This window comes from Dyadobacter soli (assembly GCF_900101885.1).
Lineage (GTDB): Bacteria > Bacteroidota > Bacteroidia > Cytophagales > Spirosomataceae > Dyadobacter > Dyadobacter soli.
The window spans coordinates 14,649-33,226 of sequence record NZ_FNAN01000004.1; the positions used below are offsets into that span (position 1 = coordinate 14,649).

General features: G+C 50.9%; 17 protein-coding genes. All 17 read right to left on the reverse strand.

The window, feature by feature from the left end; all coding sequences use genetic code 11:
* Positions 1-2: 2 nt before the first annotated feature.
* Positions 3-470: a hypothetical protein gene (locus tag BLQ88_RS06480; protein WP_090147810.1), complete on the reverse strand. Its 468-nt coding sequence runs from the start codon at positions 468-470 to the stop codon at positions 3-5.
* A complete protein-coding gene (locus BLQ88_RS06485; protein ID WP_090147811.1) occupies positions 467-2,530 on the reverse strand; it encodes a hypothetical protein in 2,064 nt (687 codons plus the stop codon). The genes BLQ88_RS06480 and BLQ88_RS06485 overlap by 4 nt, the downstream gene beginning before the upstream one ends.
* A 10-nt stretch (positions 2,531-2,540) precedes the next feature.
* Positions 2,541-3,044, reverse strand: coding sequence for a hypothetical protein (locus BLQ88_RS06490; protein WP_090147813.1), 504 nt, complete (start codon positions 3,042-3,044; stop codon positions 2,541-2,543).
* 1 nt (position 3,045) lies between these two features.
* Entirely contained in the window at positions 3,046-3,498 is a 453-nt protein-coding gene (locus BLQ88_RS06495) for a DUF5675 family protein (RefSeq protein WP_090147819.1), read from the reverse strand.
* Positions 3,483-3,767, reverse strand: coding sequence for a hypothetical protein (locus BLQ88_RS06500; protein ID WP_090147821.1), 285 nt, complete (start codon positions 3,765-3,767; stop codon positions 3,483-3,485). Before BLQ88_RS06500 ends, BLQ88_RS06495 begins: the two co-directional genes overlap by 16 nt.
* Positions 3,739-4,053, reverse strand: a complete 315-nt coding sequence (locus tag BLQ88_RS06505) for a hypothetical protein (RefSeq protein WP_090147823.1) — start codon at positions 4,051-4,053, stop codon at positions 3,739-3,741. Before BLQ88_RS06505 ends, BLQ88_RS06500 begins: the two co-directional genes overlap by 29 nt.
* Positions 4,054-4,137: 84 nt before the next feature.
* Positions 4,138-7,428: a hypothetical protein gene (locus tag BLQ88_RS06510; protein ID WP_090147824.1), complete on the reverse strand. Its 3,291-nt coding sequence runs from the start codon at positions 7,426-7,428 to the stop codon at positions 4,138-4,140.
* Positions 7,428-7,832, reverse strand: coding sequence for a hypothetical protein (locus BLQ88_RS06515; RefSeq protein WP_090147826.1), 405 nt, complete (start codon positions 7,830-7,832; stop codon positions 7,428-7,430). The genes BLQ88_RS06510 and BLQ88_RS06515 overlap by 1 nt, the downstream gene beginning before the upstream one ends.
* Positions 7,829-8,203, reverse strand: a complete 375-nt coding sequence (locus BLQ88_RS06520; protein WP_090147827.1) for a hypothetical protein — start codon at positions 8,201-8,203, stop codon at positions 7,829-7,831. Before BLQ88_RS06520 ends, BLQ88_RS06515 begins: the two co-directional genes overlap by 4 nt.
* Positions 8,203-8,730, reverse strand: coding sequence for a hypothetical protein (locus tag BLQ88_RS06525; RefSeq protein ID WP_090147829.1), 528 nt, complete (start codon positions 8,728-8,730; stop codon positions 8,203-8,205). Before BLQ88_RS06525 ends, BLQ88_RS06520 begins: the two co-directional genes overlap by 1 nt.
* Before the next feature lie 13 nt (positions 8,731-8,743).
* Positions 8,744-14,290, reverse strand: a complete 5,547-nt coding sequence (locus BLQ88_RS06530) for a hypothetical protein (RefSeq protein ID WP_090147830.1) — start codon at positions 14,288-14,290, stop codon at positions 8,744-8,746.
* An 86-nt stretch (positions 14,291-14,376) separates the two neighbouring features.
* Complete coding sequence (locus BLQ88_RS06535) at positions 14,377-14,892, reverse strand: hypothetical protein (RefSeq protein ID WP_090147832.1); 516 nt, start codon at positions 14,890-14,892, stop codon at positions 14,377-14,379.
* 1 nt (position 14,893) lies between these two features.
* Positions 14,894-15,706, reverse strand: a complete 813-nt coding sequence (locus tag BLQ88_RS06540; RefSeq protein WP_090147834.1) for a hypothetical protein — start codon at positions 15,704-15,706, stop codon at positions 14,894-14,896.
* Positions 15,703-15,939 (reverse strand): hypothetical protein, encoded by a 237-nt coding sequence (locus BLQ88_RS06545; RefSeq protein WP_090147835.1) that lies wholly within the window; start codon positions 15,937-15,939, stop codon positions 15,703-15,705. Before BLQ88_RS06545 ends, BLQ88_RS06540 begins: the two co-directional genes overlap by 4 nt.
* A gap of 11 nt (positions 15,940-15,950) precedes the next feature.
* On the reverse strand, positions 15,951-16,889 hold the full coding sequence (locus tag BLQ88_RS06550; protein WP_310590141.1) for a DUF6712 family protein: 939 nt from the start codon (positions 16,887-16,889) through the stop codon (positions 15,951-15,953).
* A 12-nt stretch (positions 16,890-16,901) separates the two neighbouring features.
* On the reverse strand, positions 16,902-18,233 hold the full coding sequence (locus tag BLQ88_RS06555; protein ID WP_090147839.1) for a hypothetical protein: 1,332 nt from the start codon (positions 18,231-18,233) through the stop codon (positions 16,902-16,904).
* Entirely contained in the window at positions 18,230-18,541 is a 312-nt protein-coding gene (locus tag BLQ88_RS06560) for a hypothetical protein (protein WP_090147840.1), read from the reverse strand. The genes BLQ88_RS06555 and BLQ88_RS06560 overlap by 4 nt, the downstream gene beginning before the upstream one ends.
* Positions 18,542-18,578: the final 37 nt, after the last annotated feature.

The following is an 18,578-nucleotide window of genomic DNA, read 5'->3' on the forward strand; positions in this document are numbered from 1 at the left end:
GGCTATAAATTGATTGTCACTGTATTGTTAAGCATGCTTTCGGCCAAAGCGACCAGGCTCATTCCGTACTTCTCGGCAAGGATCTCGGCCAGCCGTTTCTCCTGGGCAGTCTTGCGCCGGCTATACCATTTGATCGGCTTGCGCGGCACATCCGGCTTGTGGATCGAGTACCGCTTCCGGAGCAGCGCCGCATTCATCGGCACCCCGCGGCCAACGCCCATGTCGATGAAGCGGCCGTACATCGGAAATTCAATCCGGAGCTCGTCGCCGCCAGCTGCACTTTCGGTTTGCTTGGTTTTCCAGTGATCATACAATCCCCGGGTGCGCGGCTCCTGTCCCTTCCTTTGTGACCGGTAAACCTTCTTGTCGAGCTCCTTACGGAATTCGACGACGGCAATCTTGAGAAACTGCGCATAGGTCGCCTTCAGGTTGATCCGCGCGTTGATATCCATTTCAGTGTAATTGCTCATCTTGTCCGGTAGCCTTCGCCATCAAGCATTGCCCAGGTCGTCCATTTGATCAGGCCGCGCGGGTTGCCGGCCACCAGGTGCAGCACATGAGATTCTACTACCGTGCGATGGCCGGTGATGAAAACTGAGTGCTTTGTAGTTTTTCGGGTAGGTATCGCGTTCACATCGTAATCGTCGACGGTTTTGCGGTACTCGATTTGAAAGCCCTGGTTTGGCTCCGGCTCAGTGAAGAGCCCATCCTTCCAGATGTATGCGACGATATCGGCGTAGTTGTTTTTAATGCTTCCGTTCTCGTTGGAATTTTCTTGCACCCGGTTTTCCATGACCAGCCTTACCCAGCTGGTTACTAGCTTGCCGTCATAGCCGCCAGTGGCATTCATGGTTTTGGGAACAACCTGGCGCCCTTCGAACTCTGCCATCACATATCCTTCGCTCGAAGGCAAGCGGTAACTGAGCTTTTCCAGGATATACTTACCTAAAACTTGATTTGAAAGCTTGAAACCCACCGGCTTGCTCGGACTGATATCGGAGAGCTTTCCAAGGCCCAGCCGGGAGAGCACGGTGATTTTTTTGGAGGAAGCCAGAAACTCGTAATACGCTTTCTGGTACCTGTTCCAAATATCATCCGGCTCACCAGGTTGCAGCGACAGGTCCCCGAAAATCCTGTATTTGCTATCGTATGAAACGCTGCTGGCATACGGGTATAAGTTGCCGGCCGTGTCCTCCTTCAATCCCCAATATATCAGCATCCGCAGGCCCCAGCTATTTTTTGCTGGCGGGATCATATCCGGATCGTTCGAATCAAAATAGGGCGAGTAATTGGCTGATTTCTCAAAGAAAGGATCGGCCAGGTTTCCGGATTGCTGGGCAGCGGGTATTAGCCACGACGGGCCGGCCGGCGTGGTGTCATTGGTGCTTTTAAAACTATCCATTCTGATCGTGCCGACCGATAACGGAACTTCGTTTTGTTTGCTGCCCACGCTGAACGAAAAAGTGGTTTTCAGCTCCTTTGGCTGTATCTCATTAGAATCAAAAGGAAACGGGTGATACCTGACATACTTGTCCGATGAATCAGTGGAGACCTTCACATTATATCCCTTGCCAGTGTTTTTGTCCACACCTTCAGTGTTCGGCACGATCATCGAAGAAATGTCAGTGTAATCTTGCAGTGCGGCTAAGGATTTGTAAGTGCTGAATACTGCCTTCCTGGTGGTAAAATTAAAATCGATGCTCATGCCTATGTACGAGCGCAGTGCCTTGAAAAACTCGGAAATACTGTACTCTCCAAGGTGACGCCCGATCTCGACGGTATAGCCTGCCGTGTCGACGGTTAATCCGGGCGTGGTCTGCGTATTGTAGATCACCAGGCGGCTCAATACCGGATCATTGAAAAAAGACCCCGAAGCTGAAAACCCCAGCTTGTTGCAGATATAGGTGATCAGCCAACCGACGTAGATGAACGGGACCAGTAACCGGTCGCCTGTGCCGTGCAGTGTATTGGAATAGACCGGTTCAGGCAAGCCCGGGTAACAAACGTTGACGATCGTTGGCGCTTTGTAATTTTCGGTCGGCTTGAATTCGGCGTCGACCATTTCCGAATTGTGGAATGGCGGAAAAACACAAGGGTAACGGCTGGGTGGCGCTGTGGCCAGCTTCCGCATCGATGGAGTTTCGCCCGTTTCGTCGGTGGTGACAAAGAAGCGCTCTGTCACAAACTCGCGAACTGGTACATTCCGGATCTGGTCGGCCAGCTCGCCCAGGTCAATCAGTAGCGATGCATTGGCCTTATTGCCCGTTGTTTTGAAAGTCAGCAGTGCGTCAAAATGAAAAGGCCGTGACCGGACCGATACTTTCATATCAGTTGCCACCGGACTTTCCGGCAAATGGCTGTTGCCGATAAATCGGCAGTTGTGTGGGCTCAACCCGAACTCAAACGGATAAGAATACGATCCGCGAAAAACATCGTCGGTATCAAAGATGGTGCTGTTCAGCTCGACGGTGATCGACTGATCAGCCGGCAGTTCGAGCATGAGCCCGTCGGCATTACGGATTTCGAGCATGGCATTGTGGTTAACCAGCCAGCCAGGTGATCACCGCGGCCATCAGGATAATGATCTTGAAGGATAGCAGTAATCCGGCCACGGCCAGAAGGGCGAAGACAGAAATATTTATCCAGGATATCGGCGCGGCCGGCCGATCGATGTGCCATTCACCTTCAATGGATTTATAGCAGTGATCCCCGTCGAGCACGCCCAGAAACCCAGCGCAACCCAGACCGAGCCAGGTCAACCTGGCCAGCGTCCAGTTCTTTCCCAGCGCGCTGCTGAGCGTCTCCCCTTTTCGTCCGAAATGATAGCCGCCTGCCGACAAGAAAAGCCCGTTGAAAAGCGAGTAGTAAGTTTCATTGGCATAGACGTCCAAAGCCCGTGCCCCTGTCAAAAATGAGTCGCGGACCCGGCCCGGTTGGGGAAACCTAATCGCGTCGACAATAGTCATCACCAGCCCGAAAGGTGCAAAAGCGATGCAGGAAATTGCCGAGTATAGGAAAAGAAAGATGTTTGTGATCAGCTTCATGTCAGTATGCGCTTACGATTTTACACCAGATTTTTTCACCTGCCTGGATCCGTTCCTGGATCATTTGATAAAGCCCGTCAAAGGCTTTCCGGCTGTCAGTCACAATCCAGTCCTTGCCTTGGGCACGGTAGTTGGTACCCGGAAGTAGGCACCCTTCGGTGTCTAGGTGTGTATTGCCTGGATGGATCAGGATGCCGGCGAATCCGGGTACGTCGACCAGGCGCGGCAGCCGGCGCTTGAACCGCGGCGACATCACATCGACCACCTGGTATTTGCCTTCCGGAATAGCCGTGGCGCCATGCACCTTTTTGGCCTTAATCTCTTCCAATGTCATCGTGCTGACAAGGCCACGATCGGCATCTTGAAGCACGTAGCAGAAAAACCGCCCATTAACCGAAAGCGAGCTGATCGTGCTGTTCTGCCCGCCTTTAATTTTGGCTACTGTGATATCCATGTATCAGAGGTTTTAAAGCGGATGTACAACATGGCATAGGAAGCCAGCGCGACGGACGAGTGCACAACCCCGTTGGTAAATCGGATGTGCGCCGGGTCTGCATTGCTGGCCAGCAGGAAAAATGCGCCGACCGAAATGGCCAGTAGGGTGACGCGTTCGAAGAAAAACTCGCGAAGCCCGTCGGCCAGACGGACCAGCGCGGCAAGCATGATCACCACCAGGATCACCTGGTTGATCACGTTACTCTGTGGTGCTGTTAGTGCTTCCATCGTTTGGGTTGTTATTGATTTTTAGAAAGATCTGGTCGATGGCCCGGTCGACCACCGAGAAACCGCCGACGCCGATCGCAAAGGCAATCCCTTGTAATGAGCTCAGATTTGCCATTTCGGCAATCAGTTTGGTCAGATAGACAGCGGTCATGTAGTTTATCAGGACCGCCGAAACGATAGCCTTCTTGCCTCTTTTTTTGCCGTTAAGCAGTAGCACCGTTGTACCGATGAATGCAGCTGTGGCGATGCTCCGCTCGACCGGAAAAAAAATATCCCAAATTGACATCGTATGACAGGGGTTTACGATGTGCAATTTGGGATGCTAACCCTGATGAGCAGTAGGACAGGCTACCCTCATTCCAGGACTTAGCTACGGCGCATGGTACAGAATTTGATCGAGCGTCAACTGAGCATCAGTTTTTATCCCCAGCGCGGAGTGGTGGATATCTGAGCAAAACAGCTGCTGCTTTTTTTCCTTGTAGGTCGTCGGCGTTGACCCGTTGTAAAGGGTGACAGCCTCCATGTTTTCCAGGGGGAATGCAGTTACATCCCGCGCGATATTTTGAATGCCGTAAAGCCTGTGGATCGGCATGTGACGCGGTGAAATGAATATTTTTTCAGCGTCCCGGCCATCAAATTTTGCAATCAGTAGCTCGCTTTGTTCAAGCTTCCGATTCTGATCCTGGTCAGTATCGATATTCATGCGGCTGCTGCTTCCCGGTGGCACCGTGCCAACAATAACCGGCAATGTTGCGCTGTACTGCCTGATCGAATCAATCATAAGCTGCGTCGAAACGCCCGTATTGGAAGCGGGGTTTACCGGGTTAGTGCCAAGCAAAATTGCTACGATATCAACTTGTCCAATGTTGTAGGTGCTCATGTACTCAGAGAAGCTGAAATATGCGCTGGCCGCGGTGTCGTTGGGGCTGAACATGAATGAACAGTGCAGCTGCCCTTGTCCGTTATCACTACTTCCTGCCGGCAACCTGTTCGCAACCGGCACATACCTGGTTGTAAAGGTTTGCTCGGTCCAGGACCCGTAGGCTTCCGCAAAAACAGTCGCCCCGGTACCTGCCGGGTATTTATAGTTCGTAGGCCTGGTGCCCTTGGAAACGATCGTGTTTCCGCCAGCTGCCGCCATGGCCATTACCTGCTCGATATATCCGACGCCGTCCTGGGAATTATTGCCTAGGCTGTCCATAATGAAAAGGACATTGATTGTTTTGCCGGTCGGACGGGGTTTGGCCGCAATGCCAACTACTTTTTCATCGATAACCAGCGGAGCATTGGTCGCGTCACGGTGCAAACAGTCATAAAGCTGAACCGTCATATTGGAATCTGCAGCCGTGCCTAACACCTGCCCAAACTCCTTTCCGTAAGCATAATTGGTAACAACGCTGCTATTGGAAACCAAGCGAGATACGAGAGACAGACCGTATGGCAGTTTATCGTAAACCTCGAAATTTTTGACGATCGTGTCGTGATAGAACCAGATTTTAGAATCGGCCAGCGGGTAAAATTTCGATGGTAATACAAGCTTTGGAATTATCGGATCCACGTCTGCCACACGCGCCACAATTTTCGAAGAAGTCGAAAGTGTGTAGGTACTCGTTTTAAAAGCGGCGGATTGAGCAAGTGTGCCGGCATTCTCAATTGCAAGGTTCTGCGCCAAATACCGTATCCGCGTCGACAGGTTGGCGTCGACAACATCGACGCTCCAATTCAATGAGGTGGGGAATGGCGCGAAAGACTGGTTACTCGAATCACAATAACCGAAAGTAATCTTGATATCGGTCTTGCTCTGATCGTAGAGCCGCGGCATCAAAAAATCGTAATTGGTAACACGCTTATCAAATTTGATTCTTTGGAGATCCTTATTGGTCCCATCGTCCACCAGGCAAAACGCATATTTCGCGCGGATATGCGAGAAGTTGTGCCCCGGAAATGAGAACGTATCGAATCTATTGGCATTCCTGGCCAAGACTAAAATGATGGCGGCAAAGTTGTTGCTGCCTATATTTCGCACCGCTGGTTGATTGTACACATTCGTCAGCTGCCTGGATTCTATTCGAGAGCTGTCCGTCACGCGAATATTCTCAGAAATTGCTTTCGCTACATCGCTTGGCGCTACGATCGGGGCCACCACCACATCTGTGGACATCATCAGGCGATAATTCGTGCAGTTCCAACCCGTCGCCGCAGCCGCGCCGGTATCGAAAATATCGCGCACATTGGTCAAAACACTAATCTGCGCTGTGGATTGGTTCGCGTCGACATCAACAGCAGCCCAAAGAATGGCTACACCCGGGGCGAACGTATTTGCATTTGCGTCACAATAACCGAAAGTGATTGAAATGCCCTCCAAAAGCGAGTAGGTTCTTCCCAGAGTAAATGAGTATTCACTGGTGCGCTTGTCGAACTCGCATGTGCGGGATTCCTTTTCACCGTTTGCGGTTCGAATTACGCAGAATGCACTTTTTGCACTGGCATGCGCCATATTGTGACCCGGGAATTTGAAAGTATTAAAGTTCAAATCAACAGCAACAAAACCTACCCGAACCGCTGAAATCAGCGCGTGAGAGACCGTTTTTGTTACAGTGTTACTCAGAACAACGCTTTCTTTCGATGCGAGGACTTTCTGTTCAGTTGATGATTTTATTGGCTGGATATCGGCGATTTGACTGGTCATGAAGCGTTTGTTGTCGTATGGAGACTTATAGCACATTTTGGAGATACCCGTGTGGCCGATCTGCAAGCCAGCCGGGTAAAACCCATCTGGGATCAAACTCCAATCGATCGTGATATAAGCCAGCAGTTGGCCAGCTCCTTTAATCTCGATCCTTTCCGGGAAAGAACTTGGGGCATAACTCGATCTTGTGAAATCGAACACTACCGGCCATGAACCACTTTCAACATATTCATGAATTTTGATCACATATTGTGAAGAGCCTAATGGTTTCTTCCCGAAGATGCCAATCAGGTAAGTTTTTGCCTGGTCGACCCCGATCAATTGAATGTCAGATATCGCAGCGCGGATTATCGCCGCATTGGCATTAACGGCCCCAGGTAACCATGGATAATTCTTCCATACAACGTCATCCCCCAATTTTGAAGATGTAACAGCGCCGTCCCGCGGCACCGCGCCCATTTCTGACTGCTCCCATGCCGTTCCGTTGGATATAGCTTTGTTGCCCTTTATCCAGGTAATGGAGCCAGCGCCAAGATCCCGGGAAGCTCCCGTCTTGATTTCATACCAGGTACCTGCCGGCGCTACCGTGTTCAAGTTGGGTACGTTTGCGGCCGCATCCCAAAAACCCTTATAAATCGCTCCGTTGGTAACAATTTCACGGGCGCTATCTGCAATTTCCTGAGTTTCATCTTTGAGCGCCGTGAGCTCTTCCAAATAGGATGTTTCACTATCTAAATTTGGGTACCGCGGCACCAGGTTTTCGAGTTGAACCCCGCCTTTGTACCAGTATTCAATGATACCTTTTCCATCGCCTTTATCGATGTAACGCCTGCGGCCCTGACGCAGAAAAGCAATATCCGCGCCATTATGAGCAGCTGCAATGGATGGCCACGGCGCGCCCGATGGTTGCCATTCGAAAGCAAATTCAGGCTCGTCGCCGAGCATGCGAAACCCCTGATGAATGTCCTTCATTATGATATTCTGAATTCAGTAGTTGTTGAAAAATAGGTTTTGGACTTGGATCGGTATACGCGCCAACCGTTGACCACGCCAATCACGGAAAATACCTGGTCCGGGCCAATCTGTCCGTTATCGTCCGATGTCGCATACCACACTGTTTTGAGAGGTTCGGTATCACGCTCAGCCATATATAAAAACATAGGTTGTGAGTTTCCAGACCGGAAGTCTGCCACGACTTTCGCGCCGGCGGCAAATTCCGCGGAGCCTTGCAGCACAACGATTTGTGCTTCGACCAACATATCCGGAGTACTCATCCAGCCCCAGTAAGCCTTTTTAGCCGACCCTGTGAACGGAACTGACGACAGCGTTATCTCTATGAGATCATCGTCGTCCCTGGTATAAACTGTGAAACTCATGATAGCGGTTTGGTTACGTCGTCAGTGATAGTACAAGTTCCCCGGAAACGGGTTTTCACCTTGCCAGTTACAGCGTAGGTCTGCTGCATGTCAAACTGGTAGGTGCCAGGATTCAGCGTTGACATCTTTGCAGCATCAATTACCAAAGCCAGCACTCCGCCGGGCGTTTGCTCGAAGGTGATCCCTCCATTGGGATCAGTGGTCAATTCGATGATGACGACCGATGCTGAACGTACCTGCATCCGAAATTGGTGGTCAGAAAGCTGCTCTTCCACCCCGTTCCGCTTGATCTGGATAAATCGCTCCATAGTATCGCCACGGTAAACATTGATATCAAGGCCTGTCGCCGGGCCAGTTGTCGATGTAGGCATTAGTTTGAGTGGTTTGACTTTAAAAGAATAATGATGATGATCAGCATTCCCACAGTGATCAGTCCTATCGAGAGTAGCCCCGTCGCGTTGGGCTTCCGTTCCTTTTCAAGGCGGTCTTCCTTTACGTGCTTTTCTTCGTTTTGCCGAATGAATTGTTGCGAGGAATGGCGGGTGATCTGTCGAAATGCGACCTTTGCCGCCACTTTTTTTTTAATTGGAGAATTCAGGTTCGACCGCACCAATGTGGGGTGCTCGCGTAAATCCTTTTCTGACAAACCGGGAGCCCGTTGGATCAGGCCCAATAAGGAAGACAGTGGCGCACCGGATTGTATAAATGGAAGTTCATCAGACTCGATGACGATCTCCTGGATGGTTTCGTCCCGCCAGGCGTTTTGCTCTTCGACATTACGGACGATTGTACTGTCGGCCGATAATTTCCCTTTTTTGAAACTGCGACAGGCAAAAAGGCCGTAACAACTCAAAAAACTGAGCGCGGCCAGTAACAGGTAAACAAAGCACTTTTTCATGGCTAATAGGCTGTTAAAACTTGATAAACTTAGTTTGACGACCGTAGACGCGGCCAAGGTTGACAGAAGAGCCCGCATGCGTGACGGTGACGTTGTCCTCGTATTCCTGAGCGGATAAATAACCGTTGTAGTACACTGCGACCTTGCCAGCACCGCCGACGCCGACGATGGCCAGCCCCGCCTTTTGATCACGGCCGTCCACAAATGAGAGTGAATTCATATTCAGTGGACCAAAGCCATTCAGGTGTAATCCGGCATTTCCCGGCGCAGGTGTAAAGCTTTTTCTACTGGAAGTATAGGAAGCGAAGTAAAGCGTATCCGCACAATCAAGGATCCCGCGGGCTTCCTCATAGCCGTAGTGGGCGTAATCGACCACAGTAGCATAAAGCAAATCCGCGACGCCGTTACCGTCATTAACCGGAGCGCCGTTTTGCCCACTTACCCAGTCTTCGCGCGAGCCTCCGTTCTTTGTCCAAAATATCGGCTGGTCGAGCGGTTCATAAGTCGAGATCTTGGTCGCATCTGTGCCGAAATTGTTGCTCGCCCAAATAGCGATGCCGTTTCCTACAAACGTCGACCAGAAGGCCAGGTCGAAATATTCTCCGGCCACGGCTGCACTCGGCGTATTATAAACCGACAATACTTCCCCGTTTGGAAAAGGGATCACATCGCCAGTGCGGACTTCTTCAATGCCGATTTGCGCGCCATTTCCGTCGCGCACAAGCGTTTGCACCAGTGTCGTGGTGAACACCATCCATTTAGATTCACGGTCCTGTCCGTTGTATGTTTTCGTTCCAATTTTTACCCGCTCATTGATGTACACCAGCTCATAAGGAAGGTTTCTTTGAATCCCATTCATGAACTGGAAGCCATTGTACATGTAGTAGCTGGCGTTGATGTTTCGCACATCGATCTGCCCGGATGAGAAATAAGCCTGTACCCCTGCCCATGTCTGATTGGTCGCATCCCAGTTATGCCAAACCTTGCTATCCAAAGATTCCGCGACCAATGCTTTCGATCCGTTGATGTGGTGTTGCGGGAACGTGTCTGCACCATAAGAGCCGTACAGGTTCGTCTCCGACTTATCCAGGCCGGGCTCTGTCTCGCGGAACTTGTCGAGCGCTCCCTTGTAGGCATGGTACATGCGGTCATAAATAGTCGGATCTTGCCCCTGGGCATTTTCAGGAAACTCGTCGGTGATCACCGTGTCTTTGGTCAATCCGAGCGAATCGATGAAACCGCGGAAGGAATTGTATAGCTGCTCATTGGTAAAGATCGGCAAACCGTCCCATGGCCATTTGAAGGTATGGAAACTGTAAGGCTGATCGATCGTGTCTTCGCTAGTCAGCATGCGGGTATGCGCAGCTTTCGCGTGGTAAACCGAATGCGCATCACCCACGTTGTGTGCCTCCATGGCGAAAATCTTATCATTCCGGAACGATTTATTTTTGGCACCGGCTCCAAAATTCATTTTACGGGAGGCGATTAGCCATTTAGGAATGCCCGGATTACTTTCGGTTCTGATAGCAATGGTAATCTCTGACAAGCGAGCGTTGTACTTGTTTAGCCCATTGGAACCATAGCCGTGGCTTTCAGCCATAAACGTTTCCAGCGTCGGGAACTTCGATGCATCACAGTTAAATACACGAAGGGTGTGTACCCCGTCCCGCAACCGAAGATTTTTTAGTTCGGAATAAATTGGGACGCCGTCTCCATTGGAAACCAAGGTCGAATAATTAACTCCGTAAAAGATGTTGCGTCCGTCAAGTTTGTTCGGCGTCCCGGGTTGCAACCCCGGCGTCACGTCACTAATCGTGCCGTCAGCGTTGAAGGCAAGGCGAACTTCCGGAGATTTTGTGTACGTGAATCTCCGTCCACCGGCATCAGCTGTCAGATAAGTACCAAGTGGCGTCGGATCCGGGTCTGACGTGTCAGGTGAATTAGCGACTGAGTAAGGGCTGGACCGAACAGATGGCAAAGACGGGTTTCGAAAAATCACCTGTTTCGTAGAACCCTTCGGAAAATTGTCGATTGGGTTATTGTTCAATATCCAGACATTTGAATATGCTCCTTCGCCTCCCCAACTGTCAGGTGTCGGACTAACATCATTATACCAGGTATTACCTCCATCAACGCTGTATTCAAGTTTTTGCCCCTGGCCCCCACCAAATGGCTCCACCCATGAATTATCATCTACTACGCCCTTACCATCGTACAGGACTTTCCTGATGAGAGGACAATACCTGTTAGGTTGCCCGCCAAGATTTGAAACGGTCCCCAATATTTCGAAAGCATGCAGCTTAAATGTTTTCTGAATTGTTTTTACTGCCGGTGTGAACTCAGTTACTCCGGAAAACAGGGTAAAATCGACCCTGAATTCACCATACCGGTTCAAAGATTTACCTTGAAACGAAATTACACGCGAGTCGACGCCGGGAGAAGAGAACAGGCGAGTGAGAGGAATCACGGTTGTATCTGCCTGCGAGACACCAAAGGACTGTGCATTAGGAACCGTGTTCCAGGTCCCACTGACCTTATACATGAGCATTAACCGGTAGCTGCGGCCGGCGACTCCAGTATTAGCTGCCTGGAAAGAGGCGTTAAAACCCGACACGGGTACCGGCCCCTCATAGTCTCCACCAAGCAAATCGGCAATTTGAGCGCCATTCCAACCGGAAACAAGCTTGAATGTCTCGTCAGGGCCTGCTGGCGGCGTACCCACGGTAAGCTCGGCGGTCGCAGTCCCTACGTTAATCCGGTATTTACTGTCGGCATAAGTTCCGGCTTTCCAAACCTGGTGCTCAGTTGTGTTGGCGACATAGTCAACTTCTTCGGAATAAATTTTCGTGTTTTCCGGAAGCTTGATGATTTCTGTCAGGAACCGGCCCGACGGCTCGACCATCATCAAGAATTCGCTAAAGGTTCCATTATTATTGAACTTCGGATATCCCTCGGAAAAGTTAACCTGACTGTTCTCCGGAAAAACAATCTGACGCCATTCCCAATTGCTTTTGCACAACACACCGCGGATACCCAGCCAGTAACTTCCAGCTGGCACCGGGTCGGTCGTCACGTCTATGAAAGGGGTTTGGTTGAAAGCAGGTTCCTGCCCCTTTCGGATGAAAGCGGCCGCGTCTTTCGTCGCAGAGATCACCCAGTCGACCGGGTCCACTCCTTCGGCATCGAATGGCGCTTTAAAGTGCCCGTTGTCAAATATTTCGATCGGAAGCTGTGGGTAATGGAACGGCCCTTTTGGACAGGTCGGGCGGTTATCCGGAACTTCTGGTTCGTCGATCGCTTCAATTCGGAGTGCGACCGATCCCTGATTTCTATCCGGGTCCCGGATGATTAGCAGGACGTTGTCAGTTTGCTTGAGCAGCTCGGTTAAGGTGCCTTTTACTGAAACCAAGAGGCCATCGGCGGTAATTTGGATGCCGGATAATTTGTCGGATTTAAAAACAATTTCCACGTCTAATTGATCATCGGGATGAAAGGAGGTTTTGTAAAGCGAGAGATCCAAGTATTTCTCAAACAGCACGCCTCGCTCCACCACGATCGGAGGGACCAGGTCAAAAGCGGGATGCGTCATGCGTTGGATGTACCACGAAGCCAGCTGTCCGCCGAGCTTTGGCACGTTCAGCCCTGTCTCGGGTGGAAGGGCTTGCAGGTCATTTACTATCTTCATGACGCTGTTAAGCGTCTTTGCATAGGTTGGAACGGTAGGGTCTACCTCGTTTGAATTGACCGCCTGCCGCATACTCCGCATCTGATGCAAACCATTCAGGTATTGGTCTGCATCGCCAGTGGGAAGCCTCTTTTGGAATTGTTCCAGGAGACGGAAGACCCCGTCGCTGCTGATCGGATTTTTGCTCCCGGATATTGGATAAGGATCTACATAAAAATTAGAAGGTGCCGTCGGCCCTGCCGACCCAGTGTTTTGGGATCCGGCCAAAACAGTGTTGGGCGGGATGATATCGGCCTGGTCTTCGCCTTCAAGCAACTCTTCATTGACAGAATCAAAAATCCTGGCAAATTGGTATTCGAAAGTGAGCGCATGCTGGTTGTCTCCATCAGCTCCCTTCTGGATGGTATCACTATTGATCTGGATTGCGTAAGGCTTTCCATTGATCACGCGGTATTTGAGAGCGGCAATAAACAGGTCGAGCCAAAGGAGCAAATCCTTTCTGCGCATCCATCCTGTGGCAACCTGTTGATTGTCCTGGTAGGTGGCATTCCACTCGACGAACTGCGCTTCCGATGATTTAAAGTTGTATGGAAGAACTTTCTGCGCCTGCTCCTTAAATACCTTCCAATAAGAAGACCCTTTCCCGCAGCTCATCAAAGTTTCGATGCACCCGTAGCTGCTGACGTGCGCGAAGTAACGGACGTATTCCTTATGGCCATAATCCACCACCAGGCGGTATTCATCTGAAACCGGCCCGAGATCGTCGCGCAGTTGAACAGTGTATTCCGTAACAAACCTGCCCTGGCCATTGTAGATACCCAGACTCAATTGACTGAACCCTACGCCAAAAATCAGCTTGTCGTATGAGTCGATATTGTTCACCAAGTTCGTATTGGTGATCGTCTTGGAGCCGTCCGCAAAAGTCACCGACGCAATGGCCACGATATTACGGCCGGCATCTCCAGTGTTTAGCCAGCTGACAAATACAGGTTCATCCGTCCGGACCACGCGCAGCGCGGGCCGGATCTTCATGATCCTGGATTCCCGCACGCTGATCTTAAAGCTATTGATTACGCTTCTAGGACCTTCTTCCCACTGGGCAAAGCCGCCCAGCAAGACCACAAACTCTTCGGTACTCTGGATCTGTCCGATGCTGGGCGGCGTGCCACCAAACAATGCGTACCGCAAATAATAACGACGCCTGCTTTGCCTGCACCGCTCGGCAACTGGCAGTAGCATATCCGGAACTTCGGACGCCAGAGATGCATGCAACACTGATGCCACATCGAATTCGGCGACTGAATTGGAGTCAAACAATTGCGGAGCCCCATATTTTAATTCGAAAATACCTGCATCAGGATTTTCGACCCATGCTTCAACGTAGACACTGTTATTGCCAACGACGCTATCATCCTTACCTTCGACAACCATACTGATCCCGCCGCCGGCAAACGAAGTATCGGCGAAATTGTAAGCTGATCCGCGCTGCTTGGCAGTCAGCTGCACGACCCAAATTTCGATGCCGAAAATGGGCACGCCGATTGCCTCGATATCGAAATCGCGACCCAGGAAGAAGTTGTTCTGAAGGTAGGGTACCAGGTTCTGGATGTATTCGTTATGGCCTTCCACAGAGTATACCGGGAATGTCGGAATCTCGTTACCGTACTCCCCTACCGTGTCGCGGGCAGTAAACCGCAGATCGTTGTTGCCCCAGCGGAAGATGATTTGCGTACCGTCAAAAACTTTGTCTCCAACTGATAGGTACGCTTGTGCGTTGATGCCAGGTGTGATGCCGGCCCGATCGTCTTCGAACCGCCACAATATAACATCTTTGGAAAAACCGACTTTTTCGGGGGGAGTAACAACTATCGCCATGCACCAAAATTATTGGCATCTCAAGCGCGACGATGGGACAGGAAAACGGTAATTAAACCGCTTTAATTAAAGTACTTTAATGGCCGTTACAGCTCCCAGGCATTCAGATCAAGGCATATTCCAGACGGGATCCGCCATTCAAAACTGTAACGCCAGCCGTACATGTTGTTAAACAAAGGCCCGACCCAATTGCCATGAACTGCGCCTTCCATGGTGATCATTTGGCCGTCGAGCTGCAACTCGCCACGCCTGGTGAGATTTCGCATCCTGGCCATGATCTGGTCGGCGGCAGGCTTCAAGCGCTCATAGACGCCGGCGCGGATATCATCTGCCCCGTTGGCATCTGTCTTGATTGGTTCCAGCACAGCGAACGCGCCGGTGATGGTCCGGTAGTCAAGCGCGCCGGCGTCCAGGTCTTCATCTGGGAATTCAACAACCACGCACGGGTAGCTCATTTTATTTTTCAAAGCAACCAGCAGCGCATTGGCCAGTTCTGGCTCCTGAATAAAGATAAGGTTGCTTTTGCCGGAGTCGCGGCCAAGCAGCAGGAGCTTCGCAGAAACGTCCCGAAAAAAATCTTCGTAAACAGGGTAAGTGTTCATGTTACTTTTTGTTGGCTTGCATCATGTCATTAAACCCGAACAGGACAGTGTGCATCGACGTTTGCTCGGTAGATTTGATCCTGGTCACATCCCATTCAGCTGTGCGGAATAGCATGTTAAGCCAGGACAGCGAAACCGACTTCCTTGGCTCCTTCACTTGCATCTTTTCCGATGCCTCATTTTTTGGCGCAGGAAACACGTTCGGGTACATTCTGGGCAAGTACTGCGTCGCGCCAAAATAATTGAGCAGAATCGCCTGTTTAAGCGCGTCGCCGACTTTTTCGAACAAGGTGCCGTAATATGCCACTGTCCCCTCCGAGTAGGGAACCCGCTTATCCTGCTGTTTTTGCCGCTCCGGATCCTGCGGCCTGTAAAGCACACCGCACAGCTGATTAAGCATTGTCACATCGCCTGTTTTTTCCCAGGCTTCGAGCCTGCCTTCGGCCATGACAAATTCGCCAAATGTCAAATGCTTGATCGTATCGCCAGGGCCAGCCATTGAAACCTGCCCGTCCTGAGTTGCAACCTTGAATGGCGGGATCTTTGATTTGTGCGGTAATCCTTTCAAATCAAATAGGAATGCCAATTGCAACAGCAGTTCAACCCGCTGAACACCGTTAAGTATTTTTAGGTCCTGGTAGGTGATCCCGCTGACGTACATCAGCAGCCGCCACTGAATCGCCGGATCGATCTCGGCAGCTTTGATCAGCTCAATGCAACGGACAAATTGCTCGTCGGTCAGCTCATCAAACCCCGTAGGTAAAATGAGTGCTTTTTTCTTCCCGTCACGGAAATTTAGTTGCGCGGTGATCATCGTTCCAGGAATTCAAGCACATCGTCAAACGTGAATTTCCGAAACGCCAGGCCAAACAGGACGCAGCCTGCAATCCTTAGCACGGCCTCGATAATAAGTGTTGGGTATTCGTAGACATCAAACGCTACATACGCCCAATAAGGCGCATATAAAAACAGACACGTCCATGCTAAACCCTGAATAATGCCGCAAGCCACGGCAATGAAATACGCAAATGCTTTCAGAAAATCCATTGAGTGAAAGGTTAAAAAAAGGCAAATCCACGGGGTTCATCGTCGCCCACCGGAGCAGGCCTGGCCGCCGGCGGAATGTAGCCTTCCGGAGCAAGCTTGTTAAGCTCCTTGACCAATGCTGCCAGCTCGCTTTCGCCGCTCTGCTCGTACTGTTTGGCGGATGCCTCAATACGCTTGTTTTCAGCTTCGGTCACCGTGTACTGGCTTACGATCACCTCTATGCCGGCAGCTGTCAGCTTCACAGTCCTGGTCAGCATCGCCCTGGCCGTGGCCATGTAAATCAGAGCCCTGCGCGCCAGCGTGCGCAGCTCTTTATCAGACTCGTCCAGCTCGTCTTCTGACTTGCCGAGTAGGTTGTCGTAGTAGTCCTGCATCACCGGCTGGATCCTGCCAGTCTCGTGGAAACGCAGCGCCTCGCGCATGGCATCGAAAGTCACCCGTTTGTAGATTAGCTTGTGAACCGAGCCTAGCACCGCGGCTGAAGGGACCAGCGAGTAAGTTTCTTCCTTGCGGGCATGCGAGTCTCGGTATTCCGGATAATCGTCCAGGTTGCGTTCCAAAAAGTCTATCAGGTAATCAAGCTGATCCAAACCATCCGAGAGGTACGCATTTTCTAGCTTCTTCTGCTCTGAATCGCTCAGGTTCCATCGGTCCGTCTGCTTGTGTTTATACATACCCGAATCGTCGGTTGTTACACCTCCAATCTGCGAATGATACCACATGGCCAGTGGCGCTGCTGCTGCACGGATGTGTTCAGCAAGACTTTCCAGTTTGTCGGACATTTGTCCGGACTTAAACGCACTGACAAGATTTTCATAAAACGGAAAGCCTATGAGCGGAGCAACGAAACGCTTCTCTGCCTTCCTAATAGAAGACTGAATTGACTTAAGGCTTAAATCTTGCGAAACAGAGACGTGCTCTTGTAATTGTTCAATTGTCGATATCAACATGGCCAAGTAGGGTTAAGCAGGTACTTTTTTGGCGTCGGCACCGGTATCGAGCGTGGTCAGTAGAGACTGGTGCGTCCTGAACTCGAGCCCGGGATACTTTTTCTTCCAACCATTGAACTCGGCGACAAAGTCGAGCGGTTCAAAGAGCACGTCCTTGTATGGTTGCAGCTGCTCGTAGTAGATCAGCAGGGATTCGCGTTTGTCGGACCCACCAGAGCGGGATCCCATTTCCTTGCTGGCAAAACCTACGAGTGTCGGATCAAGGCCGAGCGCATAAAGCAAATGGGCGGTCGCCTCCATGTTGTCGGCCAGGTACGCGCCATCTTTCAACTTGTCGGGCAGTACGTCGATCTTCCAGCCTTCAATGGTCTTTCCGTCGATTTCAGAGATACCGAACTCGGTTGCCATTGCGATGCCGGCATTTTCTGCGCCCACCAGGCGGCGGTTAATTTCACGAACGACGTCTTTTTTCATCGCCTCGCGCTCATCCGGACTTGCCTTTTTCCAAAGGTCAAGAAACCTCGTTTCCCAATAGCTGTTAGGAATCTGGATGTGGTATTTGATTGTCATCTGGTTGTCGAGCAGAGACTTTTTCAGGACAGGTACTTTTTCAAGAACATCCAGCCATCCGGATGAGCGGATGCCGTCCCAATGCGCCAACTGATAGAAAGCATTGCCCGGCGTCGGGTAGCTGCTCGGATAGATGAATTTGAAGTCCTTGGTGTGCTGCTCACGTACCCAGCCGACCAGGTCAAACTCATAAGGATCGATCATCCGGATCTTATCTGTCTGCTCGGAATTGTAGGCCGCGTTCGGCCAGTTGGCATTGTGATAAAGAAACTCTGAAACACCTTGCTTATTCTGGGTCCCGATACGGCAGTACGATGCATCATTGGGCAGCAGGTGTGTGATCTTCTGCCTGTTCTTGGAAAGGATCACTTCCGGGAAAATATTCAGGAACCAGAAAATGTCGTTGGCCGATTCCTTTTGATAGCGTTTGAAATGCCGGCTTGTAAGAAAGTTGTTAATCTCCGGATCCCGGACGTAGCTCAGCTTCTCTTTTCCGTCGTCGTCAAAGTCAACCATGAACGGGATCACTTTGCGGGCGATCATGTTCGCCTGCCATTTGAGGGCCGTAGGTATTATTGTCGATTTTCGCCCTTTTTTTAGGATTTCCTGCGGGAAATTGTTGGCTGCTCCCCACGGCACAATTTCCTGCGTGCCGACGGTTTCGTTGTCCAGCACGATCCCCTGGGTCGGGCGCGCGCCTGGTGTTTCCATGCTCACTACTGCCTGGGCGCCTGGCAGCAATGCACTGTTAGAATCTGGGAATATGATATTCATAGCACAGGGTGGCCGTTCAATGTTTCAATCAATTCAATGTTGACGCTCCGGATTTCCAGACTGGTCATGTTCTTCACTTTGATCGGGTACCTCTTTTCACGACTTCTTTTTTTTCCGTCGGTACTGGCGATTGCCGAACGCCGGCGCGCTTTGGTAAGGATGGCCCGGTCGAAGACGATTCGCTCGCCACCGGTGCCGTGCGTCCGGCTTCCTGTACAGAATACAATATGGAACGGGACTGGCCGATCTCCGCGGACAGAATCGTCGAGTATCTCTAATGCTTGGTTTACCCTGATTGGTGGCTTCATTGCTCGAAACTACCCCTGATTTCAGGGCTTTAATGGG

Excerpts from the sequence above, each read along its gene's own strand:
- BLQ88_RS06480 (WP_090147810.1), bottom strand. The coding sequence starts at position 470 with ATGAGCAATTACACTGAAATGGATATCAACGCGCGGATCAACCTGAAG.
- BLQ88_RS06485 (WP_090147811.1), bottom strand. The coding sequence starts at position 2,530 with ATGCTCGAAATCCGTAATGCCGACGGGCTCATGCTCGAACTGCCGGCT.
- BLQ88_RS06490 (WP_090147813.1), bottom strand. The coding sequence starts at position 3,044 with ATGAAGCTGATCACAAACATCTTTCTTTTCCTATACTCGGCAATTTCC.
- BLQ88_RS06495 (WP_090147819.1), bottom strand. The coding sequence starts at position 3,498 with ATGGATATCACAGTAGCCAAAATTAAAGGCGGGCAGAACAGCACGATC.
- BLQ88_RS06500 (WP_090147821.1), bottom strand. The coding sequence starts at position 3,767 with ATGGAAGCACTAACAGCACCACAGAGTAACGTGATCAACCAGGTGATC.
- BLQ88_RS06505 (WP_090147823.1), bottom strand. The coding sequence starts at position 4,053 with ATGTCAATTTGGGATATTTTTTTTCCGGTCGAGCGGAGCATCGCCACA.
- BLQ88_RS06510 (WP_090147824.1), bottom strand. The coding sequence starts at position 7,428 with ATGAAGGACATTCATCAGGGGTTTCGCATGCTCGGCGACGAGCCTGAA.
- BLQ88_RS06515 (WP_090147826.1), bottom strand. The coding sequence starts at position 7,832 with ATGAGTTTCACAGTTTATACCAGGGACGACGATGATCTCATAGAGATA.
- BLQ88_RS06520 (WP_090147827.1), bottom strand. The coding sequence starts at position 8,203 with ATGCCTACATCGACAACTGGCCCGGCGACAGGCCTTGATATCAATGTT.
- BLQ88_RS06525 (WP_090147829.1), bottom strand. The coding sequence starts at position 8,730 with ATGAAAAAGTGCTTTGTTTACCTGTTACTGGCCGCGCTCAGTTTTTTG.
- BLQ88_RS06530 (WP_090147830.1), bottom strand. The coding sequence starts at position 14,290 with ATGGCGATAGTTGTTACTCCCCCCGAAAAAGTCGGTTTTTCCAAAGAT.
- BLQ88_RS06535 (WP_090147832.1), bottom strand. The coding sequence starts at position 14,892 with ATGAACACTTACCCTGTTTACGAAGATTTTTTTCGGGACGTTTCTGCG.
- BLQ88_RS06540 (WP_090147834.1), bottom strand. The coding sequence starts at position 15,706 with ATGATCACCGCGCAACTAAATTTCCGTGACGGGAAGAAAAAAGCACTC.
- BLQ88_RS06545 (WP_090147835.1), bottom strand. The coding sequence starts at position 15,939 with ATGGATTTTCTGAAAGCATTTGCGTATTTCATTGCCGTGGCTTGCGGC.
- BLQ88_RS06550 (WP_310590141.1), bottom strand. The coding sequence starts at position 16,889 with ATGTTGATATCGACAATTGAACAATTACAAGAGCACGTCTCTGTTTCG.
- BLQ88_RS06555 (WP_090147839.1), bottom strand. The coding sequence starts at position 18,233 with ATGAATATCATATTCCCAGATTCTAACAGTGCATTGCTGCCAGGCGCC.
- BLQ88_RS06560 (WP_090147840.1), bottom strand. The coding sequence starts at position 18,541 with ATGAAGCCACCAATCAGGGTAAACCAAGCATTAGAGATACTCGACGAT.